22 protein-coding genes and 1 pseudogene are annotated in these 25,330 nt (G+C 68.9%); 14 read left to right on the forward strand and 9 right to left on the reverse strand.

Features of this window, described 5'->3' with window-relative positions:
- Window positions 1-70 precede the first annotated feature (70 nt).
- From I6N91_RS13165 to I6N91_RS13195, 7 genes are read left to right on the forward strand one after another with little or no spacing between them, the layout of a single operon-like run.
- Complete coding sequence (locus tag I6N91_RS13165) at window positions 71-1,579, forward strand: sugar ABC transporter ATP-binding protein (RefSeq protein WP_198813317.1); 1,509 nt, start codon at window positions 71-73, stop codon at window positions 1,577-1,579.
- On the forward strand, window positions 1,576-2,592 hold the full coding sequence (locus I6N91_RS13170) for an ABC transporter permease (RefSeq protein ID WP_198813320.1): 1,017 nt from the start codon (window positions 1,576-1,578) through the stop codon (window positions 2,590-2,592). Before I6N91_RS13165 ends, I6N91_RS13170 begins: the two co-directional genes overlap by 4 nt.
- Window positions 2,589-3,686, forward strand: coding sequence for an ABC transporter permease (locus I6N91_RS13175; RefSeq protein WP_198813322.1), 1,098 nt, complete (start codon window positions 2,589-2,591; stop codon window positions 3,684-3,686). Before I6N91_RS13170 ends, I6N91_RS13175 begins: the two co-directional genes overlap by 4 nt.
- The gene (locus tag I6N91_RS13180) at window positions 3,686-4,918 is read left to right on the forward strand and encodes a substrate-binding domain-containing protein (protein WP_120166248.1); all 1,233 of its coding nucleotides are present in this window, start codon (window positions 3,686-3,688) and stop codon (window positions 4,916-4,918) included. The genes I6N91_RS13175 and I6N91_RS13180 overlap by 1 nt, the downstream gene beginning before the upstream one ends.
- Before the next feature lie 33 nt (window positions 4,919-4,951).
- The gene (locus I6N91_RS13185) at window positions 4,952-5,809 is read left to right on the forward strand and encodes a sugar phosphate isomerase/epimerase (RefSeq protein ID WP_198813324.1); all 858 of its coding nucleotides are present in this window, start codon (window positions 4,952-4,954) and stop codon (window positions 5,807-5,809) included.
- Window positions 5,810-5,821: 12 nt separating this feature from the next.
- The gene (locus tag I6N91_RS13190) at window positions 5,822-6,994 is read left to right on the forward strand and encodes a Gfo/Idh/MocA family protein (protein ID WP_198813326.1); all 1,173 of its coding nucleotides are present in this window, start codon (window positions 5,822-5,824) and stop codon (window positions 6,992-6,994) included.
- A gap of 49 nt (window positions 6,995-7,043) precedes the next feature.
- Window positions 7,044-8,042, forward strand: a complete 999-nt coding sequence (locus tag I6N91_RS13195) for a sugar phosphate isomerase/epimerase (RefSeq protein WP_198813328.1) — start codon at window positions 7,044-7,046, stop codon at window positions 8,040-8,042.
- 86 nt (window positions 8,043-8,128) lie between these two features.
- Here I6N91_RS13195 and I6N91_RS13200 read toward each other — a convergent pair whose 3' ends face one another.
- Together I6N91_RS13200 and I6N91_RS13205 are read right to left on the reverse strand one after the other, a co-directional pair.
- Complete coding sequence (locus I6N91_RS13200) at window positions 8,129-9,880, reverse strand: pyruvate dehydrogenase (RefSeq protein ID WP_198813330.1); 1,752 nt, start codon at window positions 9,878-9,880, stop codon at window positions 8,129-8,131.
- A 247-nt stretch (window positions 9,881-10,127) separates the two neighbouring features.
- The gene (locus I6N91_RS13205; protein WP_307843355.1) at window positions 10,128-11,114 is read right to left on the reverse strand and encodes a nitrilase family protein; all 987 of its coding nucleotides are present in this window, start codon (window positions 11,112-11,114) and stop codon (window positions 10,128-10,130) included.
- A gap of 425 nt (window positions 11,115-11,539) precedes the next feature.
- Here I6N91_RS13205 and I6N91_RS13210 point away from each other — a divergent pair, with 425 nt between their 5' ends.
- From I6N91_RS13210 to I6N91_RS13235, 6 genes are all read left to right on the forward strand, one after another.
- Complete coding sequence (locus tag I6N91_RS13210) at window positions 11,540-12,319, forward strand: glucose 1-dehydrogenase (RefSeq protein ID WP_198813334.1); 780 nt, start codon at window positions 11,540-11,542, stop codon at window positions 12,317-12,319.
- A gap of 46 nt (window positions 12,320-12,365) precedes the next feature.
- Window positions 12,366-13,847, forward strand: coding sequence for an aldehyde dehydrogenase family protein (locus tag I6N91_RS13215; protein WP_307843356.1), 1,482 nt, complete (start codon window positions 12,366-12,368; stop codon window positions 13,845-13,847).
- Between the two features lie 77 nt (window positions 13,848-13,924).
- The gene (locus tag I6N91_RS13220; protein WP_198813336.1) at window positions 13,925-15,007 is read left to right on the forward strand and encodes an ABC transporter substrate-binding protein; all 1,083 of its coding nucleotides are present in this window, start codon (window positions 13,925-13,927) and stop codon (window positions 15,005-15,007) included.
- Window positions 15,008-15,070: 63 nt separating this feature from the next.
- A complete protein-coding gene (locus I6N91_RS13225; RefSeq protein ID WP_198813339.1) occupies window positions 15,071-16,651 on the forward strand; it encodes a sugar ABC transporter ATP-binding protein in 1,581 nt (526 codons plus the stop codon).
- Window positions 16,648-17,616, forward strand: coding sequence for an ABC transporter permease (locus tag I6N91_RS13230; RefSeq protein ID WP_198813340.1), 969 nt, complete (start codon window positions 16,648-16,650; stop codon window positions 17,614-17,616). Before I6N91_RS13225 ends, I6N91_RS13230 begins: the two co-directional genes overlap by 4 nt.
- The gene (locus I6N91_RS13235) at window positions 17,613-18,611 is read left to right on the forward strand and encodes an ABC transporter permease (RefSeq protein ID WP_307843357.1); all 999 of its coding nucleotides are present in this window, start codon (window positions 17,613-17,615) and stop codon (window positions 18,609-18,611) included. The genes I6N91_RS13230 and I6N91_RS13235 overlap by 4 nt, the downstream gene beginning before the upstream one ends.
- A gap of 35 nt (window positions 18,612-18,646) precedes the next feature.
- Here I6N91_RS13235 and I6N91_RS13240 read toward each other — a convergent pair whose 3' ends face one another.
- The 4 genes from I6N91_RS13240 to I6N91_RS13255 all read right to left on the reverse strand — a co-directional run bounded on the left by I6N91_RS13240 (window position 18,647) and on the right by I6N91_RS13255 (window position 22,502).
- Complete coding sequence (locus I6N91_RS13240) at window positions 18,647-19,405, reverse strand: SDR family NAD(P)-dependent oxidoreductase (protein WP_198813343.1); 759 nt, start codon at window positions 19,403-19,405, stop codon at window positions 18,647-18,649.
- A complete protein-coding gene (locus tag I6N91_RS13245; RefSeq protein ID WP_198813346.1) occupies window positions 19,402-20,112 on the reverse strand; it encodes a hypothetical protein in 711 nt (236 codons plus the stop codon). The genes I6N91_RS13240 and I6N91_RS13245 overlap by 4 nt, the downstream gene beginning before the upstream one ends.
- Before the next feature lie 77 nt (window positions 20,113-20,189).
- Window positions 20,190-21,287 carry a glycerophosphodiester phosphodiesterase gene (locus I6N91_RS13250; protein WP_307843358.1) on the reverse strand — a complete coding sequence of 366 codons (1,098 nt, stop codon included), beginning with the start codon at window positions 21,285-21,287 and terminating at the stop codon, window positions 20,190-20,192.
- Between the two features lie 105 nt (window positions 21,288-21,392).
- Window positions 21,393-22,502, reverse strand: a complete 1,110-nt coding sequence (locus I6N91_RS13255; protein WP_198813348.1) for an aminotransferase class V-fold PLP-dependent enzyme — start codon at window positions 22,500-22,502, stop codon at window positions 21,393-21,395.
- A 192-nt stretch (window positions 22,503-22,694) separates the two neighbouring features.
- Between I6N91_RS13255 and I6N91_RS13260 the strand changes: the two genes are divergently transcribed.
- Window positions 22,695-23,354, forward strand: coding sequence for a nucleoside/nucleotide kinase family protein (locus I6N91_RS13260; RefSeq protein ID WP_307843359.1), 660 nt, complete (start codon window positions 22,695-22,697; stop codon window positions 23,352-23,354).
- An 81-nt stretch (window positions 23,355-23,435) separates the two neighbouring features.
- Here the strand turns inward: I6N91_RS13260 and I6N91_RS17615 are convergent.
- From I6N91_RS17615 to I6N91_RS13275, 3 genes and pseudogenes are all read right to left on the reverse strand, one after another.
- A pseudogene (locus I6N91_RS17615) lies at window positions 23,436-23,591 on the reverse strand (CGNR zinc finger domain-containing protein); the annotation flags it as partial.
- Window positions 23,592-23,710: 119 nt separating this feature from the next.
- Complete coding sequence (locus I6N91_RS13270; RefSeq protein ID WP_198813350.1) at window positions 23,711-23,875, reverse strand: BBE domain-containing protein; 165 nt, start codon at window positions 23,873-23,875, stop codon at window positions 23,711-23,713.
- A 55-nt stretch (window positions 23,876-23,930) separates the two neighbouring features.
- Entirely contained in the window at window positions 23,931-25,268 is a 1,338-nt protein-coding gene (locus I6N91_RS13275) for an FAD-binding oxidoreductase (RefSeq protein ID WP_198813352.1), read from the reverse strand.
- Between the last annotated feature and the right edge of the window lie 62 nt (window positions 25,269-25,330).

Consider the following 25,330-nt stretch of genomic DNA (forward strand, 5'->3'; position numbering starts at 1 on the left):
TAACGAGCAAGTAGTACGCGACTTTTGAACGAGTATCGACAGAAGTTGTGAGCTCTGTCACAGTGTGTTCATGAATGGGAACGTCCAACCGCCGGTGCTCCGCGTGACCGGCCTCGCCAAGGCCTTCTTCGGGGTGCCGGTGCTCCAGGAGGTGGGCCTCGAGCTGCGCGCCGGGGAAGTCCACGGTCTCGTCGGCGAGAACGGGGCCGGCAAGTCGACGCTGATGAAACTGCTGGCCGGGGTCTACCAGCGCGACGCCGGAACCATCGAGATCGACGGGGAGCCGGTGGAGTTCCACCACCCCACCCAGGCCCACCTCGCGGGCCTGTCCACGGTGTTCCAGGAGTTCAACCTGCTTCCCGACCGCACCGTGGCGGAGAACATCTACCTGGGCCGGGAGCCGCGCCGGGGCCTCCTCGTCGACACGAAGGCGATGAACCTCAGGACGGCCGAACTGCTCGACCAGCTCGGCATCGGCAACATCCGGCCCACCGCGGCGGTCAGCTCCCTGTCGGTGGCCCAGCAGCAGATCGTCGAGATCGCCAAGGCCGTCAGCTACGACGCCCGCATCATCTCCATGGACGAACCCACCGCAGCCCTCGCCGGCGCGGAGGTCGAACTCCTCTACGCCATCGTGCGCCGCCTGAAGGAACGCGGAACGGCCATCCTCTATGTCTCCCACCGGCTCAAGGAGATTTTCGATCTCTGCGACACCATCACGGTGCTCAAGGACGGGCGGATCGTCGGTACCCAGCCGGCCGCCGAACTGAACGACGCCTCCCTCGTGCGCATGATGGTCGGCCGTCCCATCTCGGCCTACTACCCGGAGGAACACCCGGGCACCACCGCAGGACGGACCCTGCTGACCATCGAGGGAGGCGGCAACCACCAGCTCGATGCCATCGACCTCGACCTGCGGGCCGGGGAGATCGTCGGGGTGGCCGGACTGCAGGGCTCGGGGCGCACCGAGCTGGTCGAGGCGATCTTCGGGGCAGCACCCTTCACCCGCGGCCGCGTGGAGCTGGACGGCCGGCCCTTCACGGCCACCTCCCCGCGCGAGGCCATTCGGCGGCGCATCGCCCTGATCACCGAGGACCGCAAGGCGCAGGGGCTGAGCCTGAACCAGTCAATCCTCAACAACGCCCTGGGCGTCATCCGGTCGGTCTTTCCGCGGCGCACCCCCGAGGCGCGCGCGGCGACGCCCGGCATCCTGTCCTCCCTTGAGGTCGTCGCGCGGGACCTGGACCAGGAGGTGCAGTACCTCTCGGGCGGCAACCAGCAGAAGGTGGTGCTGGCCAAGTGGCTGGCCATCGACCCGCTGGTGGTCCTCCTCGACGAACCGACCCGCGGCATCGACGTCGGGGCCAAGCTCGCCGTCTACAACCTCATGCGGGCCCTCGCCGCCGAGGGCCGGGCGCTGCTCATGGTCTCCAGCGAACTGCCCGAACTGCTGGGCATGAGCAGCCGCATCGTGGTGATGCGCGACGGCAGGATCGCCGGTGGGCTGCCGGTGGGCGCAAGCGAAGAACAGGTCCTCCAGCTGGCCACCGGGGCCCGGAACGAAACGGCACTTCCATGAAAATCACCTCCCGGCTCACCTCGACCCACATCGTCTACCTCGTGGTGCTGCTGACCGTCATCGCCGGCACCATCCTCGTGGCCGCCGCCGGGCGCAGCTTCTTCAGCGCCGGCAACATCTCCTCGATCCTCACGGGCACCAGCGTCCTCGGCTTCATCGCCATCGGCCAGACCCTGGTGATCCTCGTGGGAAGCCTCGATCTCTCCGTGCCCTACGTGGTGAGCCTGAGCAGCCTGCTCGCGGCGGGGATCATGGCCAACCAGCCGGCCAATATCCTCCCCGGCGTCCTCGTGGCGCTCGCGGTGGCTGCGGTCATCGGCCTCATCAACGGGCTCGTGGTCTCCGGACTGAAGGTCCACGGCTTCGTCGCCACCCTGGGCACGGGCCTGATCATCAGCGGATATCTGGCCACCAATTACAAGGGCAGCTCCGGGCAGGCCCCGCTGTCCTTCCGGCTGGTGGGCGCCACCGGCCTCGGACCGGTGCCCATCTCCACCCTGATCATGCTCGCCTGCGCCGCCGTCGTCCTGCTGGTGCTCGACCGCACCCGGCTCGGGCACTCGATGTACGCCGTAGGGGGCGACATCAACGTGGCCCGCATGTCGGGCATCCGCACCAGCACCCCCATCATCGCCGCCCACATCATCTGCTCCGTCCTGGCCGGCATGGCGGGACTGCTGCTGGCGGCGCGGCTCGGGGTGGGCAGCCCCACCATCGGTAGCCAGGGCGGCTACGACCTGCTCTCCATCGCCGCCGTCGTCCTCGGCGGCACCCTGCTGGCCGGTGGAAAAGGATCACTCGTGGGAACCCTCGGAGGCGTCCTGATCTTCGCGATGATCGACAACATCATGAGCGTTCTGCAGATCAACCCCTTCCTCAAGGATGTGGTGCGCGGCATCGTCATCGTCGCCGCCGTCGCGGTCTACGCCGGACGCCGCGTGGTCAGCCGGACCGCCCGCTTCGACGACACCCCGCAGGAAACCGTGTCGACCCGGCAGGAAGTCGGCGCATGAGCACCCTCACCCCGGACCGGAAGGCCGAACTGCGGCGCGACCGCTCACCCCGGAAGGACCGCCTGCTGCGCGGCATGCGTACCCCCGGAGGCGCGGTGTTCATCCTGCTGCTGGCCCTGCTCGCCGCCGTCATCTTCGTCAACCCCTCCTTCGGCGAGCCCGGCTCCCTGATCCGCTTCATCGGCCGCACCGCACCGATCGCGATCGCCGCGATCGGACAGTACTTCGTCATCGTCTCGGGCGAATTCGACCTCTCCATGGGATCGGTGGTGACGGCCCAGGTCATCATCGCCGGGAACCTCATCGGACAGGACGACGCGAAGGTCCTTCCCGTGCTGCTCCTGATGCTGGTCTTCGGCGCGCTCATCGGCCTGATCAACGGCCTCGTGACGACGCTCCTGAAGATCCCAAGCTTCATCGTCACCCTCGGCATGATGCTCGCCCTGCTGGGCCTGGTGCTCTACTGGACCGGCGGCGCCGCCACGGGAAACCCCGCAGACACCTTCCGCCAGATCGGCCGCGGGGGCATCGAGAACATTCCGGTGCTCGAGATCCTGCCCTACCCGGTACTGATCCTCCTGGCCATCGCCGCCGGGGCCTTCTGGCTGATGCGCCGGCCCTACGGGCGCACCCTGATCGCCGTCGGCGACAACGCCCGCGCCGCGGCCCTCACCGGGGCCCGCGTGTGGTGGATCCGCACCCGCGCCTTCATCCTCTCCTCGCTCGCCGCCACGGTCGCCGGCATCATCCTGGTCGGCTACGCCGGGGTGCACCCCTCGGTAGGGCGCGGCTACGAGTTCACGGCCATCACCGCCGTCGTCCTCGGCGGGGTGGTCCTGGGCGGCGGCCGCGGCTGGGTGCTCTCCGCGGCCGCAGGGGCCTTCGCCCTGGAGATGCTCTTCACGCTGCTGAACTTCGCCGGCGTCGCATCGACCTGGCGGGACACCGTCCAGGGCATCATCATCGTCGCCGCCGTCGCGGCCGGCGCACGCACCTGGGAGCGCCGCCGGCGCGGCGCGTCCAGCGCCACCCACGACAAGCAGACACCAATTGCACAGCCGCCCGCAGTGGGCACCAATGAGGGAGGAAAATGATGCGCCGAAGCATCCAATCAAAGGTCACGGCGGTCGCAGCGGCAGCGTTGCTCGCCCTGACCGCGTGCACCACCGATCCATCCATCGAGAACCCGCCGGCCGCCGAGACCGAAGGCGGGGAGGCGGCGGCCACCCCTGCCGAGGAGGGCGGCGACGAATGGTTCGACCAGGCGGCGTTCGATGAGCAGTCCGAGCAGCGCTCGGCCAGCTTCACCGGCGACCCGGAGCAGCCGTGGCTCCAGTACCTCGAGGGGGAGATGACCGACACCTCCGAGTTCGCGTCCGAGGGCGCCAAGAAGGTGTGCTTCGCCAACGCGTCGATCTCCAACCCGTGGCGCCAGACCGGCTGGATCACCATGAACCAGCAGCTCGAGGTGCTCGTGGAGCAGGGGGTGATCTCCGAGATGGAGACCCGGGACGCGCAGGACGACGACAACACCCAGATCGCCGACATCGACTACTTCATCGCGGAGGGCGACTGCGACGCGTTCATCATCTCGCCCAACTCCACCGCCGCCATGACCCCGGCCGTCGAGCGGGCCTGTGAGACCGGGAAGCCCGTGATCGTCTTCGACCGCGGCGTCGAGACCGACTGCGCCACCACCTTCATCCACCCGATCGGCGGTTTCGCCTGGGGCATCGACACCGCCGAATTCCTTATCGACAACCTCGAGGAGGGCGACAAGGTCGTGGCCCTGCGGATCCTCCCCGGCGTCGACGTGCTCGAGCAGCGCTGGGCGGCGGCGGAGAAGATCTTCGAGGAGAACGGCATCGAGGCGACCGACTACTTCACCGGGGCCGACCCGACCGAGATCAAGAAGATCATCTCGGATGAGCTGGCGACCGGCGACGTGCAGGGCGTGTGGATGGACGCCGGCGACGGCGCCGTCGCGGCCATCGAAGCCTTCGAGGACGCCGGCAAGGACTACCCGGTCATGACCGGGGAGGACGAGATGAGCTTCCTGCGCAAGTGGGAGGAGACGGGGCTGACCGGACTCGCGCCCGTCTACTCCAACTTCCAGTGGCGCACCCCGCTGCTGGCCGTCGAGAAGATCTTCGCCGGCGAGGAAGTGCCCAAGGAGTGGGTGCTCCCGCAGACCCCCATCCCCGAAGAGGAACGGGCCGACTTCCTTGCCTCGAACGAGGGCATGCCGGACGGCCACTACGCCAAGTTCGGCGGCACCGACCTCCCGGGCTACCCCGAGGTGTGGCAGGAACGCCAGATCCCGTAACCGGCCGGCAGCACGTTCAGGAGGCAGGGCAGCATGCACCGCAGCATCGGCGTCAACACCTGGGTGTGGGAATCCCCGCTCACCGACGCCACCCTGCCTCCGCTGCTTGCCCGCATCGCCGCCATGGGCTTCGATGCGGTCGAGCTGCCCCTCGAGAACGCCGGGGACCTCACCGCGGAGGTGGTGCGGGCCGCCCTGGGCGGGCTGCAGCCCTTCGTGGTCGGGGCGATGGCCCCGGGCCGGGACCTCGTCTCGGCCGGGGAGCCCGTGATCGCCGAAACCCAGGACTACCTCCGCGAGTGCATCGCCCTGGCCCGGGACATCGGTGCCGGGGCGGTGTGCGGGCCGTTCTACTCCTCCACCGGCCGTGTCTGGCGGATGGATGAGGCGGCGCGGCGGGACGCCTACGCCCAGCTGCGCCGGAACCTGGCCCCGCTGGCCGAGGAGGCCGTGGAGGCCGGCGTCGTGCTGGGAATCGAACCCCTCAACCGGTACGAGACCTCCCTGCTCAACACCACCGCCCAGGCGCTGGAGGCGCTCGGGCCGCTGCTCGGCCGGGGCGTGGGCCTGGCCCTGGACACCTACCATCTGGGCATTGAGGAGCGCTCCTCGGCGGACGCCATCCGCGCCGCCGGGGAGCACCTGGTGCACCTGCAGGTCTGCGGCAACGACCGGGGCGCCCCGGGCGGTGACCAGACCGACTGGACCGGCATCTTCACGGCCCTCGACGCCATCGGCTACCGGGGCGCGGTGAACATCGAAAGCTTTACGGCGGACAACGCCAGCATCGCCACGGCCGCCTCCATCTGGCGCCCGCTTGCGGAGTCACAGGACGCCCTGGCCCGGGACGGACTGCGGTTCCTGCGCTCGGTCCCCGCCGCCGCCCTCTAAGGAGATCCCTACATGACCACCACCGTTCCTGCACCCGCCCCTTCCCCGTCCGACGTTTCGGCGGACCCCCTGGGGGTGGCGGTCCTCGGCTATTCCTTCATGGGCAAGGCCCACTCCAACGCGTGGCGCAATGTGAACGCCTTCTACCCCTCGCCGCGGGTCGCCCAGAAGGTGCTGGTGGGCCGGGATCCGGCGCAGGTGCGGGAGGCCGCGCGGCAGTTCGGCTGGGAGGAGAGCGCCACCGACTGGCGCTCCGTCCTTGAGCGGGACGACATCGCCATCGTTGACATCTGCACTCCCGGGCACCTCCACGCCGAGCTCGCCATCGCCGCCCTGGAAGCGGGCAAGCACGTCCTCGTGGAGAAGCCGCTGGCGAACTCCGTGCCGGAGGCCGCGCTGATGGCGGCGACCGCGGTGGAGGCCCGCTCCCGCGGCGTGCAGTCGATGGTCGCCTTCAACTACCGCCGGCTGCCGGCGCTCGCCCTGGCCCGTAAGCTCATCGCCGAAGGCCGGCTCGGGGAGGTCAGGCAGGTGCGCCTGAGCTACCTTCAGGACTGGCTTTCGGACGAGGGCGCCCCGATGTCCTGGCGCCTGCGCAGGGAAACCGCCGGCTCCGGCGCCCTCGGCGACCTCGCCTCCCACGCCGTCGACCAGCTGCTGTTCCTCCTCGGGACGCCCGTCGTCTCGGTGTCAGGAACCGTGAACACCTTCGTTTCGACGCGGGAGGGCGGTCACGGACCGGAACCGGTCACCGTCGACGACGCGGCCTGGGCGACGCTGCGGCTGGGCAGCGGCGCCGTGGCCAGCCTCGAGGTCTCCCGGGTCGCCACCGGCCGGAAGAACGCGCTCCAGATCGAGGTGTTCGGCTCCCGCGGCGGGCTGCGGTTCGACCTGGAGCGGCTCAACGAGCTGAGGTTCTTCGACGCCGGAGCCCCGGCCGAGGCCCAGGGGTACAGCACGATCCTCGCCACGGAGCCCTCCCACCCCTACCTCGAAGCGTGGTGGCCGCCCGGCCACCTACTAGGCTGGGATTCGACGTTCACCAGCCAGGCCGCGGACCTGCTCCGGGCGATCGAGTCCGGGACGACGCCGTCCCCCTCGTTCGAGGACGGGCTCGCGGTGCAGCGGGTGCTCGAGGCCCTGCAGGTCAGCGCGGCCCAGGGCAGCCGGGCGGTGGACCTGTGACGCCGGAGGTCGGGCCCCACGCCCGCTTCCCGAACCGAGGAGATGCTTAGTGGGACGAAACTACACGCTGTTCACGGGCCAGTGGGCCGACCTGCCCTTCGAGAAGGTGGCCGAACTGGCCGGCCAGTGGGGGTACGACGGGCTGGAGATCGCCGTCTCCGGGGACCACCTCGACGCCTGGCGGTGGGACGACGACGCCTACATCCAGGACCGGCTGGACATCCTCGAACGCAACGGGCTGAAGGTCTGGGCCATTTCGAACCACCTCAAGGGCCAGGCGGTGTGCGATGACCCGATCGACTTCCGGCACGAGGCGATCGTCGGGCCCAGGGTCTGGGGCGACGGCGACCCCGAGGGCGTGCGCTCCCGGGCCGCCGAGGAGATGAAGCTGACGGCGCGCCTGGCGCAGCGACTCGGCGTGAAGACCGTCGTGGGTTTCACCGGCTCCTCCATCTGGCAGTACGTCGCGATGTTCCCGCCGGTCTCCGCCGAGGTGATCGAGGCCGGGTACCGGGACTTCGCCGACCGGTGGAACCCCGTCCTCGATGTGTTCGACGAGTGCGGCGTCCGCTTCGCGCACGAGGTGCATCCGTCGGAGATCGCCTACGACTACTGGAGCACCCAGCGCGCCCTGGAGGCCATCGGGCACCGCGAGGCGTTCGGCCTGAACTGGGATCCGAGCCACTTCATGTGGCAGCAGATTGATCCCGTGGGGTTCATCTCCGACTTCGCCGACCGGATCTACCACGTGGACTGCAAGGACACAAAGATGCGGATGGGCGGCGGGCGCAACGGCATCCTCTCCTCGCACCTGCCCTGGGGGGACCAGCGCCGGGGCTGGGACTTCGTCTCGACCGGCCGCGGGGACGTGCCCTGGGAGGCAAGCTTCCGGGCTCTGACGGCCATCGGCTACGACGGGCCGATCTCGGTGGAGTGGGAAGACGCGGGCATGGACCGCCTGCAGGGCGCCCCTGAGGCGCTGGCCTTCCTGAAGTCCTTCGACTTCGCCCCGTCCGGCGCCTCCTTCGACGCCGCCTTCAAGCAGTAGCAGGGCCCCGACGCCGAAACTGCAGCTCACCACGCTTTCCCGGGCTCGGAGCGTGGTTATCTGCAGTTTCGGCGGACAGGGAGCGCCTACCGTCTGGGGAGATTGCGGAAATTGCTGCGGGCCATGCTGACGGCTTCGCCCGCCCCTCCGTTGAGGACCACCTTGGACATCGCCGTCGCGAAACCCACGACCTGGTCCCGGGTGATTTTGGGCGGGATGGACAAGGCCCGCGGGTCGGTGATCAGCTCCACGAGCGCGGGGCCGGGATGGGCGAACGCCTCGCGGTAGGCATCTTTGATCCCTGCGGGGTCGGTGACCCGGGCCGCGTGGAAGCCCATCGCGCGGGCCACCTCGGCATAGTTGATGTCCGGCACGTCCACGCCGAAATCGGGGAGGCCGTCCACGAGCATCTCGAGTTTGACCATCCCCAGGGTCGAATTGTTGAAGACGACAACCTTGACCGGGAGCCGGGAGGCCACGGCGGTGAGCAGGTCCCCCAGCAGCATGGACAGCCCGCCGTCGCCGGACACCGAGACCACCTGGCGCCCGGGGTAGGCCGCCTGGGCGCCGAGGGCATGCGGCAGGGCGTTGGCCATTGAGCCGTGGAGATAGGAACCGATCAGCCGGCGCGTCCCCAGGGGGTTGATGTAACGGGCGGTCCAGACATTGCACATGCCCGTGTCGGCGGTGAAGACGGCATCGGGGGCGGCTGCTTCATCCAGGAGCGAGGCAGCGTACTCCGGGTGGATGGGCCGGATCTTTTCCACATCGTGGGTGTAGGCGCCGAGGGCCTTGTTCATCAGGCGGTCGTGCTTCTTCAGCATCTTCTCGAGGAACTGCCTGTCGGTCTTGGGGACGACCAGCGCCTCGAGTGCCCGCAGCGTGGGCCGAACTTCGGCGTGGACGGCGACGTCGACGTCGGTCCTGCGGCCAAGGTGGTCCGGCGCGCTGTCGACCTGCGCCGTGCGGACGCCGTCGGGCAGGAACTGGTCGTAGGGGAAGTCGGTTCCCAGCAGGAGCAGGAGGTCCGCCCCCTCGATCCCCGCGGCGGCGGCCCCGTAGCCGAGCAGGCCCGTCATGCCGATGTCGAGCGGATTGTCGTACTGGATGAAGTCCTTGCCGCGCAGCGTATGCCCGATCGGGGCGCCGATCTTCTCCGCAAGGGCGATCACGTCGTCGTGGGCGCCCTCGACGCCGGCTCCGCAGAAAATGGCGACGGTTCCGGCGTCATTGATCGCTGCGGCAAGGGCGCGGACCGCATCGGGGTGCGGAACGAGCGTGCCGCGGGTGAACGGGGCACACAGCGGGGTGTCCGCCACCGCGTCGTGCTCGGCAAGGTCCCCGGGAAGCACCACGACGCCCACACCGCGCAGACCCACGGCGTGCTGGATGGCGCTCTGCATGACCCGGGGGGCCTGCGCCGCGGTGCTGATGAGTTCGGAGTACACGGAACATTCGCTGAAGAGCCGGTCGGGGTGGGTCTCCTGGAAGTACCCGGTCCCGATCTGCCGGCTGGGGATGTGCGAGGCGATGGCCAGGACGGGGGCGCCGCTCCGCTGCGCATCGAAGAGCCCATTGATCAGGTGCAGGTTGCCCGGCCCCGCCGAACCGGCGCAGACGGCCAGCCGGCCCGTGAGTTGGGCTTCGGCCGCTGCGGCAAAGGCGGCAGATTCCTCATGGCGGACGTGGATCCAGTCGATACCCCCCTTGGCGCTACCTCCGGTCTGCCGGACGGCATCCACGATGGAGTTGAGGCTGTCCCCCACGATGCCGTAGATGCGCTGCACCCCTGCGGATTGGAGCTGTTGAACGAGCTGGTGAGCAAGATTCTTGGCCATCAGGGTCTCCTGGAGGTAAGCGCTGGTGCCCTTGCAGTCGCCAGTGTAGGCGGGCTCCGGCGGCCCCCGCCCGAAACCCCGTCACAAAACGTCCGCCCGCTGCCACAAATCCTCCTCCGGGGAGGCCGCGCCCGGCGCAGCGCAGGTGCCCGCCGAGACTGCAACTCACCACGCTTTGCCCGCCGCTGCGGGTGGTTACCTGCCGTTTCGGCGGGAGGCTCCGTACCCGGGCGCCGGAGGGCCGACCTTACGCATCCTTCACCCGGAAGGAATCCGGCACGGGGGAAGCCGAGTGGCGGGCAGTACGGGGGTCCCGTTCGAGGCCCGAGGGTTGGGTGAGGATTGAATACAGCTCGGGTCGGCGGCCCAGGAGCCAGCGCCGGCCGGTTGCCAGTGGCAGTAAGTCCAGGTCCAGGTCGGCCGTGACGACAGCGGTGTCGGGGACGGGCGTCTCGGCAATGATGCGGCCGTAGGGGTCGAGGATCATGGCGTTCCCCGTGCGGATTTCGTCGTCATCGGGGCCGATCCCGTTGCTGAACAGGACAAAGATGCCATTGTCATGGGCACGCGAGGGCAGCCAGCGCATCAGCCACCCGCGCCCGGACGGCCCGTTAACCGCCGCCAGGAGTGCCTCGGGATCATCATGCCGGTTATCCCAAAGGGTGCGCGGGAGGGGACGCATCCCGTGAGGGCTCATGGATTTCGTGCCTCCGGTCTGGTGAGGGGCAATCAGGACAGTGGCGCCCAGCAGCGCGACAGCCCGCACATTCTCGACGAGGTTGTTGTCCCAGCAGATGAGGATCCCCATCCGCGCGCCCCAGGGTGTGTCGAAAACCGTGTACGAGTCCCCGCTCGAAATCGCTTCGTGCTCGAACGCATGAAGTTTGCGGTGGACGTGCACTTCCCCATCGGGCAGGCAGACGGCATAGGAGTTGTAGAGGGTATCCCCCGCCGCTTCAAGGAATCCCACGCCGATGCCGAGCCCCAGTTCCATGGCCAGCTGCTGCACCTCGGCGACGGCCGGGCCGTCTTGGGACTGGGCCAGTTCCCGCAGCCGGGACGCGGGCTGGCGGGTGAGATGCCAGTAACCCAAGAGGCACATCTCCGGGAAGGAGATCAGCTGCACACCGTCCGCGGCTGCCTGCCCTGACAGCGTCCGAATGATCCCCAGGTTGGCCCCAATATCGTCAGGAACAGGCTCAAACTGGACTACTGCTGCACGAATCGCGTTCACCGAAGGCACCACTTCTCAGCATCCCCCTTGGATGGGTTGGTTGAACTCTCAAAGCCCCAACGGATAGTGGGGGCGTCGGCCCGGATTCAAGTCAACCTCCCGGCCGCCCGTCCGTCCAGCCAGTCCATGCGTCCGGTCCGCCAGGGCCTCCTTCACCGAGGCTGCAGCACACAATGCTCCGCCCGCCGCTGAGGGTGGTTACCTGCAGTTTCGGCGGGAGTGCGGGTGGCATGGCGCACGCTGGGAACTTAACAGGACCATCCCTTGAACGCGCCTGCAGGCCCCCGCACTACCCTGCCGCCAGCATTTCGCCTTGACAGGCATGCCCCTCAATGTAATCTTTATCACAGCAGAAAACCGGTTTTTCAGCCGCATCAGGCGAAGGGCGCGCTCCGCGCCGCCGGAATACTACTGAGGAGAAACACATGGGATCACTTGAGGGCAAGGTAGCACTCATCACCGGCGCCGCTTCCGGAATGGGCAAGGCGATGGCGGTCGGGTTCGCTGGAGAAGGCGCACATGTCGTCATCGCCGACCTGAACCTGGACGGGGCGAAGGAGGCCGCCGAGGCCATCCGCGCCACGGGAGGATCGGCCTCGGCCGTCTCCCTCAACGTCGCAGATCCCCAGCAGTCCAAGTCCGTCACCGAAGACATCGTGAACGAGCACGGCCGGATCGACATCCTGGTCAACAACGCCGGCATCGGCCTGATCAAGCCGCTCTGGGAGACCACCCCCGAAGAGTGGGACCGCATCATGAATGTCAACGTCAAGGGCCTGTTCTTCCTGACCCAGGCGGTGTGTGAACCGATGCGCAAGCAGCGCAGCGGCAAGATCATCAATATGGCCTCCATCGCCGGCCGCCGCGGCGAGGCACTCGTCGCCGCCTACTGCGCCTCCAAGGCCACCGTCATCTCCATCACCCAGTCCACCGCCATGGCCATGGCCGAGTACGGCGTCAATGTCAACGCAATGGCACCGGGCATCGTCGACACCCCCTACTGGAAAGAAGTCGACAAGCAGTTCGGCGAGATCACTGGAAAGGCCGAGGGCGAGACGTTCAAGAGCGCCGCCGACAACATCCCGCTGGGCCGCACCTCCGTTCCCGAGGACGTCGTGCCGCTGGCGATCTTCCTCGCCGGCCCGGGCTCCGACTACATCACGGCCCAGACCTACAACGTCGAGGGCGGAATGGTCATGAGCTGAGCCTTCCGGCTCAACCCCATCCCTACCTGTTCCCGAAAGGACAGTCGTGAGCTTTCCCCTCCTGAGCGAGAACTCCCTGCTTGGATCAACACCCGCCATGCTCGTCGGCGGACGGTGGGTCTCCACCGACGAAACCCGGCCTGTCGACAACCCGGCCACCGGCGAGGCGCTCACCGAAGTGCCCGAGGCCGGCCCGGAACACCTTGAGGAAACGCTCGCCGTCGCCTACAAGGCCCAGAAGGACTGGGGCCGGCGCACCTACGCGGAGCGCGCCGACGTCCTGGCCGCCGTCATCGACGCCGTCGAGGAGCACGCCGAGGAACTGGCGCAGATCGTCGTTGCCGAACAGGGCAAGACGATCACCGAGGCGCGCGGGGAAATCGGCGGGGTCAAGGCCTTCTTCGACTTCGCGCTCACCCAGAAGTACCGCAACGTCGGCGAGGTGGTCGCCTCCTCGGCGGCCAACCGCCAGCTGATGGTGCGCGAGGAACCCATCGGCATCGTCGCGGCGATCATCCCCTGGAACTTCCCGGCGGCGATTTTCGCCCGGAAGGTCGCCCCCGCCCTGATGGCAGGCAACGCCATCGTGCTCAAACCCAGCGAGCTGACCCCGCTGTCGGCCCTCGCCATGGCGAAGGTGTGCGAAAAGGCGGGCGTCCCTGCCGGCCTGGTGAGCGTCCTCACCGGCGGGGGCCGGAGCATCGGCAAGGCCCTCGTCGAACACCCGCTGGTGGGCATGGTCACCGTGACCGGGTCGACCCGCGCCGGCCGGGAGATCCTGGCCCAGGCGGCGCACAAGGTCATTCCGGTGTCCCTCGAACTGGGCGGCAAGGCCCCCGTAATCGTCTTCGATGACGCCGATCTCGACCTGGCGGTCCAGGAGGCGTTCGAATCGCGGTTCTGGAACTGCGGGCAGGTCTGCACCTGCAACGAGCGCACCTACGTCCAGCGGGGGGTGCACGACGAGTTCGTGCGGCGCCTCCTGGAGAAGGTGAACGGGCTCGTGGTGGGCGACCCGCTGGACGAGGGCAGCCAGATCGGCCCCAAGGTCTCCCAGGCCGAATGGGACAAGGTCAAGGCCTTCGTCGACGGCGCGGTCGACGCCGGTGCGCGGCTCGAGACCGGCGGCGGCCGGCCCGAGGACCTCAAGGACGACAAGGGGTTCTGGTTCGCCCCCACCGTCCTGACCGGTGTCAGCAATGAAATGGACATCGTGCAGCAGGAAGTGTTCGGCCCGGTGCTCCCGATCATCCCCTTCGACACCTACGACGAGGTGGTGGAGTTCGCCAACTCGACCGACTACGGCCTGACCGCGTACGCCTACACCGAGGACTTCCGGACGGCCCTCTCGCTCACCGAGGACCTCGAGTTCGGCGAGGTGTACATCAACCAGACCGGCCCCGAGCAGGTGCAGGGTTTCCACACCGGTTGGAAAATGTCCGGTCTGGGCGGCGACGACGGCCAGCACGGCTTCGAGCGCTACACCCGCAAGAAAACTGTCTACCTGGACTACCGGCGCGGCACCTAGCCGCCTCCGCCTTCGAGGCCCCGCCACAGCAGTCGGGGCCGCAGCCGAGCACGAACCTCAACAAGGAAGTTGGAATCATGAATCTGCACGCCACTCCGATCCTCAAGTCCCTGGCCTGTGCCGCCGTGCTGGGCTTCGCCCTGACCGGCTGCACCAACACGGGAACCACCACCGGGGGCTCCGGAGGCGGCTCCGAGACGCCTGAGGGAACTCAGCAGTCCGTCGCCTCCGCCGAAGGCCCCACCTGCTCCATTGAGGACTACGGAGCCGAGAAGATCGACCTGAAGGACGCCGTCGTCGGATTCTCCCAGTCGGAGAAGGAGGACAACCCCTTCCGCATCGCCGAGACGCAGTCGATCAAGGATGAAGCGGAGAAGCTGGGGGTGAAGAAGCTGATCACCACCAACGCGCAGTCGACCCTGTCCAAGCAGATCTCCGACATCCAGGACATGATCTCCCAGGGGGCCCAGGCGCTCATCGTCGCTCCCCTGAACTCCGACGGCCTGGAGCCTGCCCTGCAGGCGGCCCGCGACAAGAACATCCCGGTCATCACCATCGACCGTAAGGTCAACGCGACCGCCTGCGAGGACTACGTCACCTTCCTGGGCTCGAACTTCGTCGAGCAGGGCAAACGAGCCGCCGACCAGTTGATCGAGGGCACCGGAGGGGAGGCGAAGGTCGCGATCCTGCTGGGCTCCTCCGGCAACGCCGTGACCACCGACCGGACCAAGGGGTTCAAGGACCAGGTCGCCGCCGAGGCGCCGGGTATCGAGATCGTGGCCGAGCAGACCGGCGACTTCGCCCGCGACAAGGGCCAGTCGGTCACCGAACAGCTGCTGCAGGCCAACCCGGACATCACCGCGATCTACGCGGAGAACGACGAGATGGGCCTCGGTGCCCAGGCGGCGATCGTCGCGGCGGGCAAGACACCGGGCGAGGACATCCAGATCTACTCCATCGACGGCACCCGGAACGCGGTCGAACAGATCACCGCCGGCTCCTACAACGGCGTCATCGAATCGAACCCCCGCTTCGGGCCGCTGGCCTTCCAGACCCTGGTCGACTTCATGGACGGCAAGCCGGTGGGGCAGGACATCATCATCGCCGATTCGGAATACGACCCCTCGAACGCTGCCGAGCGGGTGAACTCCGCGTACTGATTCCCCGGGGGCGGGGCCGCACCGGTCCCGCCCTCCACCACCGTCACACGAAAGGCAGCAAACGTGACAGAGCAGCTCAGCACCGCCGCACCGGCGCCCGTGCTCGAAGCCCGCGGGGTGGGCAAGACCTTCACCGGAGTCGCGGCCCTGCAGGGCGTCGACTTCACCCTCCGCGCCGGTGAAAGCCTCGCCCTGATGGGAGAGAACGGCGCCGGGAAGTCGACGCTGATCAAGGTCCTCACCGGGGTGTACCAGCCGGACGAGGGCCAAATGTTCCTCCATGGCGAGCCGGCCAGCTTCGCCAAGCCGGTTGACGCCCAGCACGCCGGGATCAGCACCATCTACCAGGAGGTCAACCTCGTCCCCCTGATGACGGTGGCCCAGAACATCTTCCTGGGCCGCGAGCCCCGGAACCGGTTCGGCCTGATCGACTTCCGGAAAATGCAGGAGGACGCCCGCTCCCTCCTGGCGACGTACGACATCCACGTCGACGTGCGCCGTCCGCTGCGCAGCCTGGCCCTGGGCATGCAGCAGATGGTCGCGCTCGCCCGGGCCGTCTCCATCGACGCCCGCGTCGTCATCATGGATGAACCGACGTCGTCGCTCGAGGCCCGCGAGGTGGAAACCCTCTTCCGGGTGATCGGGATGCTCCGCTCGCAGGGCATCGCGATCGTCTACGTCAGCCACCGGATGGACGAGATTTTCGCCATCTGCGAAACGGTCACGGTCCTGCGGGACGGCAGGGTGGTCCACAACGGGCGCCTGGCCGACCTGTCACGGGTCGAACTGGTGGCGCTGATGCTCGGACGGTCGGTGGAGAAGGTCAAGCGTGGCGGCGTGACCGCCTTCGGCGAAGTCAAGGAGGGCGAGGGCGAACCGGTCCTTACCGCCCGGGATCTGAGCCGCAAGCACCAGATCAGCGGCATCGGCCTGGATATCCGCCCCGGCGAAGTGGTGGGTCTGGGCGGCCTGCTCGGCTCCGGGCGCTCCGAGACGCTCAAGGCGATGGCCGGGGTCATGCAGCTGGACGAGGGAAGCCTCACCGTGGACGGGAAACGCGTCCGCAGCGGATCGGTCGCGGCCGCCATCAAGGCGGGCGTCGTCATGCTCCCCGAGGACCGGAAGGCCGAAGGGATCATTCCGAACCTCTCCATCCGCGACAACATCGTCCTGGCCGCCCTGCCGCGCCTCTCGCGTGCCGGGTTCACCTCGCGCGCCAAGCAGGACGCCATCGTGGACGTGTTCATGAAGCGTCTGCGGATCAAGGCCGCGAGCCCCAACCAGGTGGTGTCGGAGCTGTCCGGCGGCAACCAGCAGAAGGTCATGATCGCCCGCTGGCTGGCCATGAACCCGAAGGTCCTGCTGCTCGACGAGCCCACCCGGGGGATCGACGTCGGTGCTAAGGCGGAGGTCCAGGCGCTCATCAACGAGCTGGCCGACGAAGGCCTGGCGATCGTCCTGGTCTCCTCCGAACTCGAGGAAGTCGTCGAGGGATCCGCGCGCGTCGTCGTCCTGCGCGACGGCTCCGTCGAGCGGGAGCTGCGCGGCAGCGAGGTCACCGAGCAACACCTCATGGCCGCCCTGGTGGGCGAGAACCACTCACCGGCCGACGAGTCACCAGCTGAGATTAAGGAACGCCTGTGAGTACCGTAACGTCCGCTGTCCGCCTGCCGCAGAAGGGATCGGCGCTGGTCTTCCTCCAGCGGTACGGCGTGTACCTGGCCATTGCGCTGCTCCTGCTGTTCAACCTGTTCTTCACCCCGAACTTCATGACGATCGATAACTTCCGCGTCCAGTTCATCCAGGTGGTTCCGGTGCTCATCGTGGCCCTCGGCATGGCCCTGGTGATCGGCACGGAGGGAATCGACCTCAGCGTCGGTGCGGTCATGGCGCTCTCCGCGGCGGTGATCCCCCTCTACATCGGGTACGGCCCGCTGCCGGCGGCGATCCTTGCGGTCCTCGCCGGCTGCCTGATCGGTCTGGCCAACGGCACGATGATCGCGCTCATCGGGGTGCAACCGATCGTGGCGACGCTCTCCCTCATGGTCGCCGGGCGCGGCATCGCCCTGCTGGTGGCCGACGAGCAGCTCAAGTCCGTCATCGACCCGGGCTTCCTGGCCCTGGGCCGTGGAACCATCGCCGGCGTGCCCTACAGCGTCCTGCTCGCCCTGATCCTCGTGGGCCTGGTGGCGGTGCTGGTGAACCGGACGACCTTCGGCAAGCAGCTGGTCTCCATCGGCGGAAGCCGGCGGGCCGCCGAACTCGCCGGACTGCCGGTGAAGCGCGTGCTGATCACCATCTATATCCTCGCGGCCGCGCTCGCCTCCATCGCCGGCATCATCCAGACGGCACGGCTCAGCGCCTCGGTGCCCTCAACGGTCGGGAACCTCATTGAGCTTTCGGCGATCACCGCCGTCGTGATCGGCGGCACCCCGCTCAGCGGCGGCCAGGTGAAGGTTTTGGGGACCGTCGCCGGCGCCCTGCTCCTTCAGCTCATCGCGGCGTCGCTGATCAAGCACAATGTGCCCGACGCGTACTCCCAGATCACCCAGGCCGTCATCATCCTCCTCGCGGTCTACCTTCAGCGTGGAAAGGCGGTGCTCAAGTGAGCCTGGCCCTTGAACCCAGTGTCGGACCGGCAACGACCAAGCAGGTCACGCGCGAGCGCATCGCCGGGAACGTGCAGCGCTACGGGGCGGCGATCGTCCTGGGGCTGCTGCTGGTGGTCGGCAGCTTCGCCTTCCCCACTTTCCCCACCCTGAGCAACTTCACGAATATCGCCACCCAGTCCTCGTTCCTGCTCATCGTCGCCGTCGGCATGACCTTCGTCATCCTGACCGGCGGGATCGACCTCTCGGTCGGCTCCGTCTACGCGCTCGGCGGGATCCTTGCCGCCTACGGCTCCACCTGGGGCATCGCCGGCGCCGTGCTCCTGCCGCTGCTGGTCTGCGGGGCCGTCGGCATTCTCCAGGGCCTGCTGATCGCCTATGGCGGGATGGCGCCCTTCATCGTCACGCTGGCTGGCCTGCTCGGCATCCGCGGCCTGGTCTTCGCCCTGACCAACGAGGGCGCCAACACCCCGCTGATCAAGGATGCCGCGGTGACCGCCCTGGGCCAGGGCGGCATGCTCGGCCTGCGCTGGCCGGTGGTGATCGCCGTGGTCGTCGTGGTCATCGGGTCGGTGCTGCTTGCCCGCGGCAGGGGCTCCCAGACGGTCCTGGCCATCGGCGGCTCCGAGAGCGCGGCGGTGCTGATGGGCCTGCCGGTGGCCCGCGTGAAGTTCAGCGTCTATGTGGTGAGCGGCCTGTGCGCCGGCCTCGCCGGGGCCCTGAACGCGGCCTACTCCTCCTCGGGCGTGCCGACCGTCGGCGTCGGGCTTGAACTGAGCGCGATCGCCGCCGTCGTCATCGGCGGAACGCTGCTCACCGGCGGCCGCGGCAACCTGATCGGGACGACGGCGGGCGTGCTGCTGCTGACGGTGATCCAGAACCTGATCAACCAGGTCGGCTCCCTCACCTCGTCGGTGCAGGCGGTGGTGTCCGGGATCTTCCTGGCCGTCGTGGTCATCATCCAGACGGTACTGTCCCGTACCCAGCGGTTGTAGCCGGGTACGCGGTTACCGGGGCGTCCTACCAGCGGTCAGCGCAGGTAGGACGCCCCGTTTGCGTCGACCACGGTTCCGCTGACCCACTCCGGGGCGCCGGTCGCCAGCCACAGTACGACGGCGGCAACCTCCTCCGGCTCGGCGACCCGCCCAAAGGGGCTCTGGGCGCGGACGGCGTCGCCCTGGGCGCCCTGCAGCACCGGCCGACCCATCCTGGTGTCGACGAACCCGGGGGCGACGGCGGCGGCGACGATGCCGTGCGGGGCCAGGGCCACGGCGAGCGACTGGGTCATTGAGTGGAGCGCGGCCTTGCTCGCGCCGTACGCGGGGGTGGTCGGTTCGCCCCGGTAGGCGCCGCGGGAGCCGACACTGATCAGCCGCCCGCCGGCGGGCCCCCGGGAGCGGTGGATCAGGTGGTCGGCCATCAGCCAGGACAGGTTGGCCGGGCCCATCAGGTTGACTTCGAGGGTGCGCCGCCAGGCCTGCTGCCAGTCGGCATAGGAGGTGCCGTCCACGGGGTGTGCTTGGAAGATGCCCGCATTGTTGACCAGTACGTCGATGCCGCCCAGCTCCCGCGCCGCCTCGTCGAAGACCCGCCGGCAGGCCTCGGGTGAGGAGAGATCGCCGACGACGACGGCGTGGCCGTCACCGGGCAGCCCGGCCCGCACCCGCTCGGCGGCGTCGGCGTCGTGACCTGCGTGCACGGCCACCAGGTGGCCGGCGTCCGCGAGCGCGTATGCAATGGCGGCGCCGATGCCGCGGCCGGCGCCCGTCACGAGGCTTGCTGTCGTCATCTGCGTGACGATACCGAACCGGGGCCCGGGTGGCTATCGGGATCCTGAGAAGTCGCAGCGCGGGCAAGCTGCACGGCGGCTGCCGCCATCTCATCGGCAAGCCTGAAAACATCCCACACCGCTGACGGGCGCGTTTCGCTGCTGAAGGCCGTCACCGTAGTTTCTCCGGAGGAGTCCTCGACGAAGAAGTGGAGGGGAGCAGGACGCTTCAGGTGGAGTACCGCCGCTTGGTGGCGCAGTCCCGTGGTGTCCCAATCCCTGTCCAACTCCACCCAGAGGGTGGTGCCGATCTCCCGGCTGCTGGCACCCGGCCGGGTGAACACCGCATGCAGGGCGGAGAGCGTCTCGGAGATTCCTTGAGTCGCACTCCACGACTCCTCGAGAGAGAACCGCCGGGCGGCGGTGCGGCGCATGACGTCGATGGGCAACCGGACTGGCCGGCGCAGGAAGCTGCCCTGGGTCAGAAGAACTGCCAGCACGAAGACAGAAGGATAAAAAAGGAGCATGGTAAGCATCCCGAGCAGGAGTGATTCGCCGGCATAGGTTACCCGAAGAACGTTGAGGGCCATCCATCCGCCCACCACCACCAGCACCGCCATGGTTCTGCGCAGCGGCGTGGTGAAGTAGAGCATCAGCCGCTGCACCCGGCTCAGCTTCTCGTCGGGCTGCCCGCCGCCGGTGCCCCCATTCGGCCGGTCCGAAGTCATGCGCCAGTGTCGCACGGGCCGGGCATTTCCGGCAGGGGCGAACCCACCGAAGATGCCCGGCCCGCGGCCGACACCTCCTAGGAGGACGCCTTGGCTTCCTTGTACTGGTGGGGCAGCTTCATCGACTTCCCGGCGAGGACCCCGCGCAGCCGGTCCGGGTAGTCGGTGATCAGCCCGTCGATGCCGAGGTCGATCAGGCTGGACATGGTGGCCTCGTCGTTCACCGTCCAGGGGATGACCTGCATTCCCGCGGCGTGCGCCCGCTGGACCATGTCGGCGGTGACGTAGGGGACGTAGTTGCCGTCGGTGACCGTGCCGTTCTGCGGCGACCCATGCACCGGAGAGACGGCATCGAAGCCCAGGAAGGAGGCCGCCCGGACGAGGTCCCCGCCGAAGTCGTCGGCGTCGATGCCGCCGAGCCAGGGCGAGGCGCCGGGCTGTCCAACCTGCAGGAAGTCCTTATTGGTGAGGGCGACGGTGCGGATTTCCGGTGCCTGCTGCTGCACGAGGCGCAGGGCGCCCCAGTCGAAGCTCTGGATTGAGGTCCGGCGCTCCATGCCGGCCGCGCGGATCTCCCGCAGCGCCACCTCGACGAACTGCTCCCGCGGGGCGGTCTGTTCCGGGGCGCCTGCCTCCACCTTGGTTTCGATGTTGAACTCGACCTGGCTGGCCCGGTGCGCCTTCACCAGGGTGAACAGTTCGGTCAGGGTCGGCATTTTCGCGCCCGGCGCGGTGACCTGGCCGGGGTAGGCGGGCAGCGCGCGGGATCCGCAGTCGAGGGTGCGGACCTGGTCGAAGGTGAGGTCCTTGACGTACTTGCCGGCATAGGGGAACTGCGGGTCGCCGGGGACCACGGGCGCGGTGTCGGCGCACTTGCGGCCGTCGATCCGGCGGTCGTGGGTGATCACCTCCCGGCCGTCGCGGGTGATCTGCAGGTCGAGCTCGAGCGTCGAGACCCCGGTGCGCAGCGCGGCGGCGAATGCCGGGAGGGTGCTCTCCACGGTGAGGCCGATCCCGCCCCGGTGCGCCTGGAGGTCGAAGTGCGCACCGGCGGCGGCCGGCGCGGGGCCGTTGGCCGCCGGAGCGGGAACGGTCTGTGCGGCGGCGGGGGCGACGGCGCCGAACGCCAGGGCGAGGCAGAGCGCTGCCGTGGCGGGAAGGTGTCGTGGTTTCACTGGAGCTCCTGGTCGGGGGCGGTTTGCGCTTCCACCGTCGCGGGGATCAGCGAACGGCCCGGGTCGGGAAGGTGGCCGGGGCGCTGACTCCCCCTGAACATCCGCCTAACCGGCGAGGATCCCCGCAGCTTCTACAAACGTCTGGGCCGGCGTCGTGACGTGGGGTGAAAGACGGATACGGCGGCCGTCGTGCGCGGTGGCACTGATGCCGGCGTCCGCGAGTGCCCTCAGGGCAGCTCCCGCGTCGGGAACCTCCACCGACACGATCCCCGCACGCTCGGCACGCCGCCGGGGCGAGAGCACCGGAAGACCGGCGGCATCGAGTTCGGCGAGCAGGCGGTCCACCCCTGCCGCGATCCCTGCCTCGATTCCGGGCAGGGTGGCGGCCTCGATCAGTTCGAGCGCGGCGGCGAAGGACCCCACGGCGAAAGGCGAAAGGTGGGAGATGCCAAAGCCGAGGGCGCCCGCGCGCGATGGGTGCTCGACGCCGTCATAGACGGTCGCGTCCTCGACCCCCGTCCAGCCGCTCAGCACCGGACGGATCCGCGCAATCCCTGCCTCCGAAAAGGCCAGGGCGCCTGCACCCCACCCGCCGCGGATCCATTTCTGGGCACCGACGACGAGTGCGTCGGCCAGGGTCCAGTCGAGCTCGACGACCCCGAAGCCCTGGATGCCGTCGACGATGAGCAGCCGGTCGGGCCCGAGAACCTCCCGGAGGCCGGCCAGGTCCGCGCGGTAGCCGGTGCGGAAATCGACGGCGCTGACGGCGAGCGCGACGGTATCGGAGGTCAGTGCCTGGTCCACCAGTTCCACCGTGACGCGGTCTCCCGGCGCGCCCAGGCGGTGGACCGCACCAAGCCCCAGTCCGTTCGCGCGGAGCCAAGGATAAAGATTGGCGGGGAACTCCCCCGCACCGACCAGGACCGTCCCGGTCCCGATCCCGAAGGCTACCTGGAACAGCCCAAGCGAGGTGTAGGGCAGCAGCCCCACACGCTCGACCGGGAATCCACTGAGCCGGGAGAACGCCTGCCGGGCCCGCAGGTCCTGCAGGTGCAGCTGTTCACTAGTGCCGACGGCTCCCTCGGCGGCCGTGCGCAGGAGGTCCGCAGCGGTCTCCTCAACCTGCCGCGACGGCGGTCCATAGCTGGCGAAGTTCAGGTACCCGCCAGATTCGCGGAAGGCCGCCGCATACTCCTGCAGCTTCGAATCGGGCACTGCCGCTCCCCTCCCCTGGCCGCGGCCGTCCGGCCGCGGGTGCGCTTTGATTGTCCGTCTGTGTCGTTCACCCCAGTATCCCCGGGGCGCAACGGAGTCCGCGGGAAATGCCGACGCGCGCCTGCCCGGGTGGCGCGACGGGTGCCGTCCCGACACAATGGCGGTACAGCGTGCCCAAGGCGAAGAGGAGCCGTGTCAGCTGAAGCGATAAGGGCCGCGGGCCCCAGTGACCTGGAGCGGTTTCTCCCGCGGCCCGTCGACGGCGGGCGCGTCCTGCTTGGCATCACCGGGGCTCCGGGCGCCGGGAAGTCGGCGCTCGCCCGGGCCCTCGTGGACGCGGAACCCGGCCGGCGAGGCTATGTGCCGATGGATGGATTCCATTTTGCCGATCAGGAGCTGGTGCGCCAGGGGCTGCGGGACCGGAAGGGCGCCCCGGAGACCTTCGACGCCTACGGGTACGCCGACCTGCTGGCACGGCTGCGCCGCCGGCCGGCCCACACCGTCTACGCGCCGGCCTTCGAGCGGGATCTCGAACAGCCCCTCGCCAACGCCCTGCCGGTGCCGCCCGGGCTTCCGCTGCTCATCACCGAGGGAAATTACCTGCTCCTCGACGCCCCGGGGTGGCGGGAGGTTCACGCGCAGCTGAGCGAGGTATGGTTCGTCGACGTCGACCCGTCCCTGCGGGTGCAGCGCCTGATCGACCGGCATGTCCGGTTCGGCAAGTCCGAGGACGCCGCCCGCGCCTGGGTCGAACAGGTGGATGAGCCGAACGCCCGCCTTATAGACGCGACGAGGGCCGCCGCCGACCGGGTGATTGACCTGACCGCCTTCGCCGTCCCGGGCGCGGACTAAGGGAACTCCTGCGATTGACGACGACCGATCAAGCTGCTGGTCTGCAGCGTCCTTCGCCGCAGCACTGGCCTTGCGCTGCCGGTAGGAGCGCATCGCCATCTTCGTGCCGCAGGGATTGGCCCTGCAGTAGGCTCCGGCGCCATTGCGGGTGCGGTCGTAGAAGGCCGTCTTGCACTGCGGGTTACCGCAGGCCCTGACCCTGTGCCACCGCTCCCCACTCCACCCACCGGTCGGCATCCCCTGGAGGTGCCGGCCGGTCGCCGCGTTCACGGCATGGCACGCTCCCACGCAACACTCCAGGAGCGCGTCGTCACCGGCGCAGCCCGCCCGTGCCCGGGGCTGGAGGGCCCGGCCGGTCAGGCAGTCCGGAAGGCCGGGGTGGCGAAGACCCCTGCGGGGTCGGCCGCGGCCCGGATTCCGGCCAGCCGCTTCGCGTTCTCGCCGAAGTAGGCGGTCCCCGGATCGGCCAGGGTGGAGTCGGAGTAGTTGAAGTAGGCGCCTTCACCCCAGAACGGGACCATGCTGGCACGCGATTGCCGGACAAATTCATCGAAGGGAACGGGATTTCCGCCCTCCTCATAGGTGGCCGTGTACTGGACGGTGGCGTAGGCACCCCGATGCCCGAAGGCGGTCGAGGCGGCCGGCAGTTCCCGGACCGCGCCCCCAAGGGCATCCAGCGACACCCCCGTTTCGATGGCTCCCAGCCGGTGGCCGAGCTCGCACCGTTCCACCAGCACAGCGGCACCCTCGACGTCCAGCAGGTCGTAGGGGACATGGGAGGTGGCGCAAAGCCTCTCGCCGGAGCGCCCCGCCGTCACCGGTGGTGCACTGGTCCACGGGCACCCCGGCGCACCCGGCGTAGGTGAACATCACCTCGGTGTAGGTCCGGTCCGGCCGCACGCTGTTCACCAGCGGCAGGACTCCGGCCGCCTCGTGAAGGCCGGCAACCTGGGCGTCGAGTGCGGCGGAGGGACCCGTCCAGGTCGCGGTGAGCTGGATGGTCGGCCCGTCGTGCCGGGCTCCACTGAGCAGCTTGAGCGTTGACCACAGCCGGGGATCCACCTCGGGGGCCCACTGCTGCCACGCAAGGATGACCGGCACGGCATCGGTGAAAGCCCACTCGAGGAACACAGTGGTGATGGTGGGAGCGGGCACCGTCTCGAAGGTCAACGACGTCACGATGCCGACCTGCCCGCCTCCCCCGCGGCAGGCCCAGAGGAGGTCCTCATTCTCGTCGACGCTGGCGGTCAGGAGCTCCCCGCCGGCCGTCACGAGCTCCACCGACCGCAGCGCGTCCGAGGTCAGCCCGTACGCCCGGGTCAGCACTCCGACACCACCGCCCAGGGTCAGCCCGGCGACGCCCACCGTGGCGCAGGAGCCGCCGGCCACCGCGCGCCCCCTTGCGCCGACCGCGTCGTAGACCTGGATCAGGGATGCGCCGGCCCCGATGACGGCCGCGCCTGAGTCCTCGACCGTGATGCCGGAAAGACCTCGCAGGTCGATGACGAGCGACGGTGCCAGGCCTGCCTGGCCCACATCTCCCGAGGAATACCCGGAATAGCTGTGGCCCCCGGCCCGGACGACGAAGGGCACGTCCGCCTCCCCTGCGAAGCGGACCGCCTGTGCGACGTCGTCCGCGGTGGCCGCCGCCAGCACGGCGAGCGGCAGGGCGCCGTCGAACCGTGGGTTCTCGACCCTCTTCGCGTCCTCATACCCGTCGGCACCCTCCAGGTACAACGGTCCGGAGATCTTTGACCGGAGCTTCCCCCAATTCGGCCCGGCCGGCGGTGGCTCCACGGTCGGCGGGGTCTGCACGACCGTCGGCGTTGCAGGCCGGGAACAGGCCGCCAGCACAGCGGCGGTCCCGCCAAAGGTCACCGAAGCGAGGAAAGTCCTCCGGTTCACAGAACTCATCATTTGAGCCTACGCTTCCGGAGCCGCGCTCCCATTGCGCGCAACATGTGGGAAGCGCCACC

The sequence above is a fragment of the Arthrobacter sp. MSA 4-2 genome (assembly GCF_016405885.1).
In the GTDB taxonomy this organism is placed as follows: Bacteria; Actinomycetota; Actinomycetes; order Actinomycetales; family Micrococcaceae; genus Arthrobacter_D.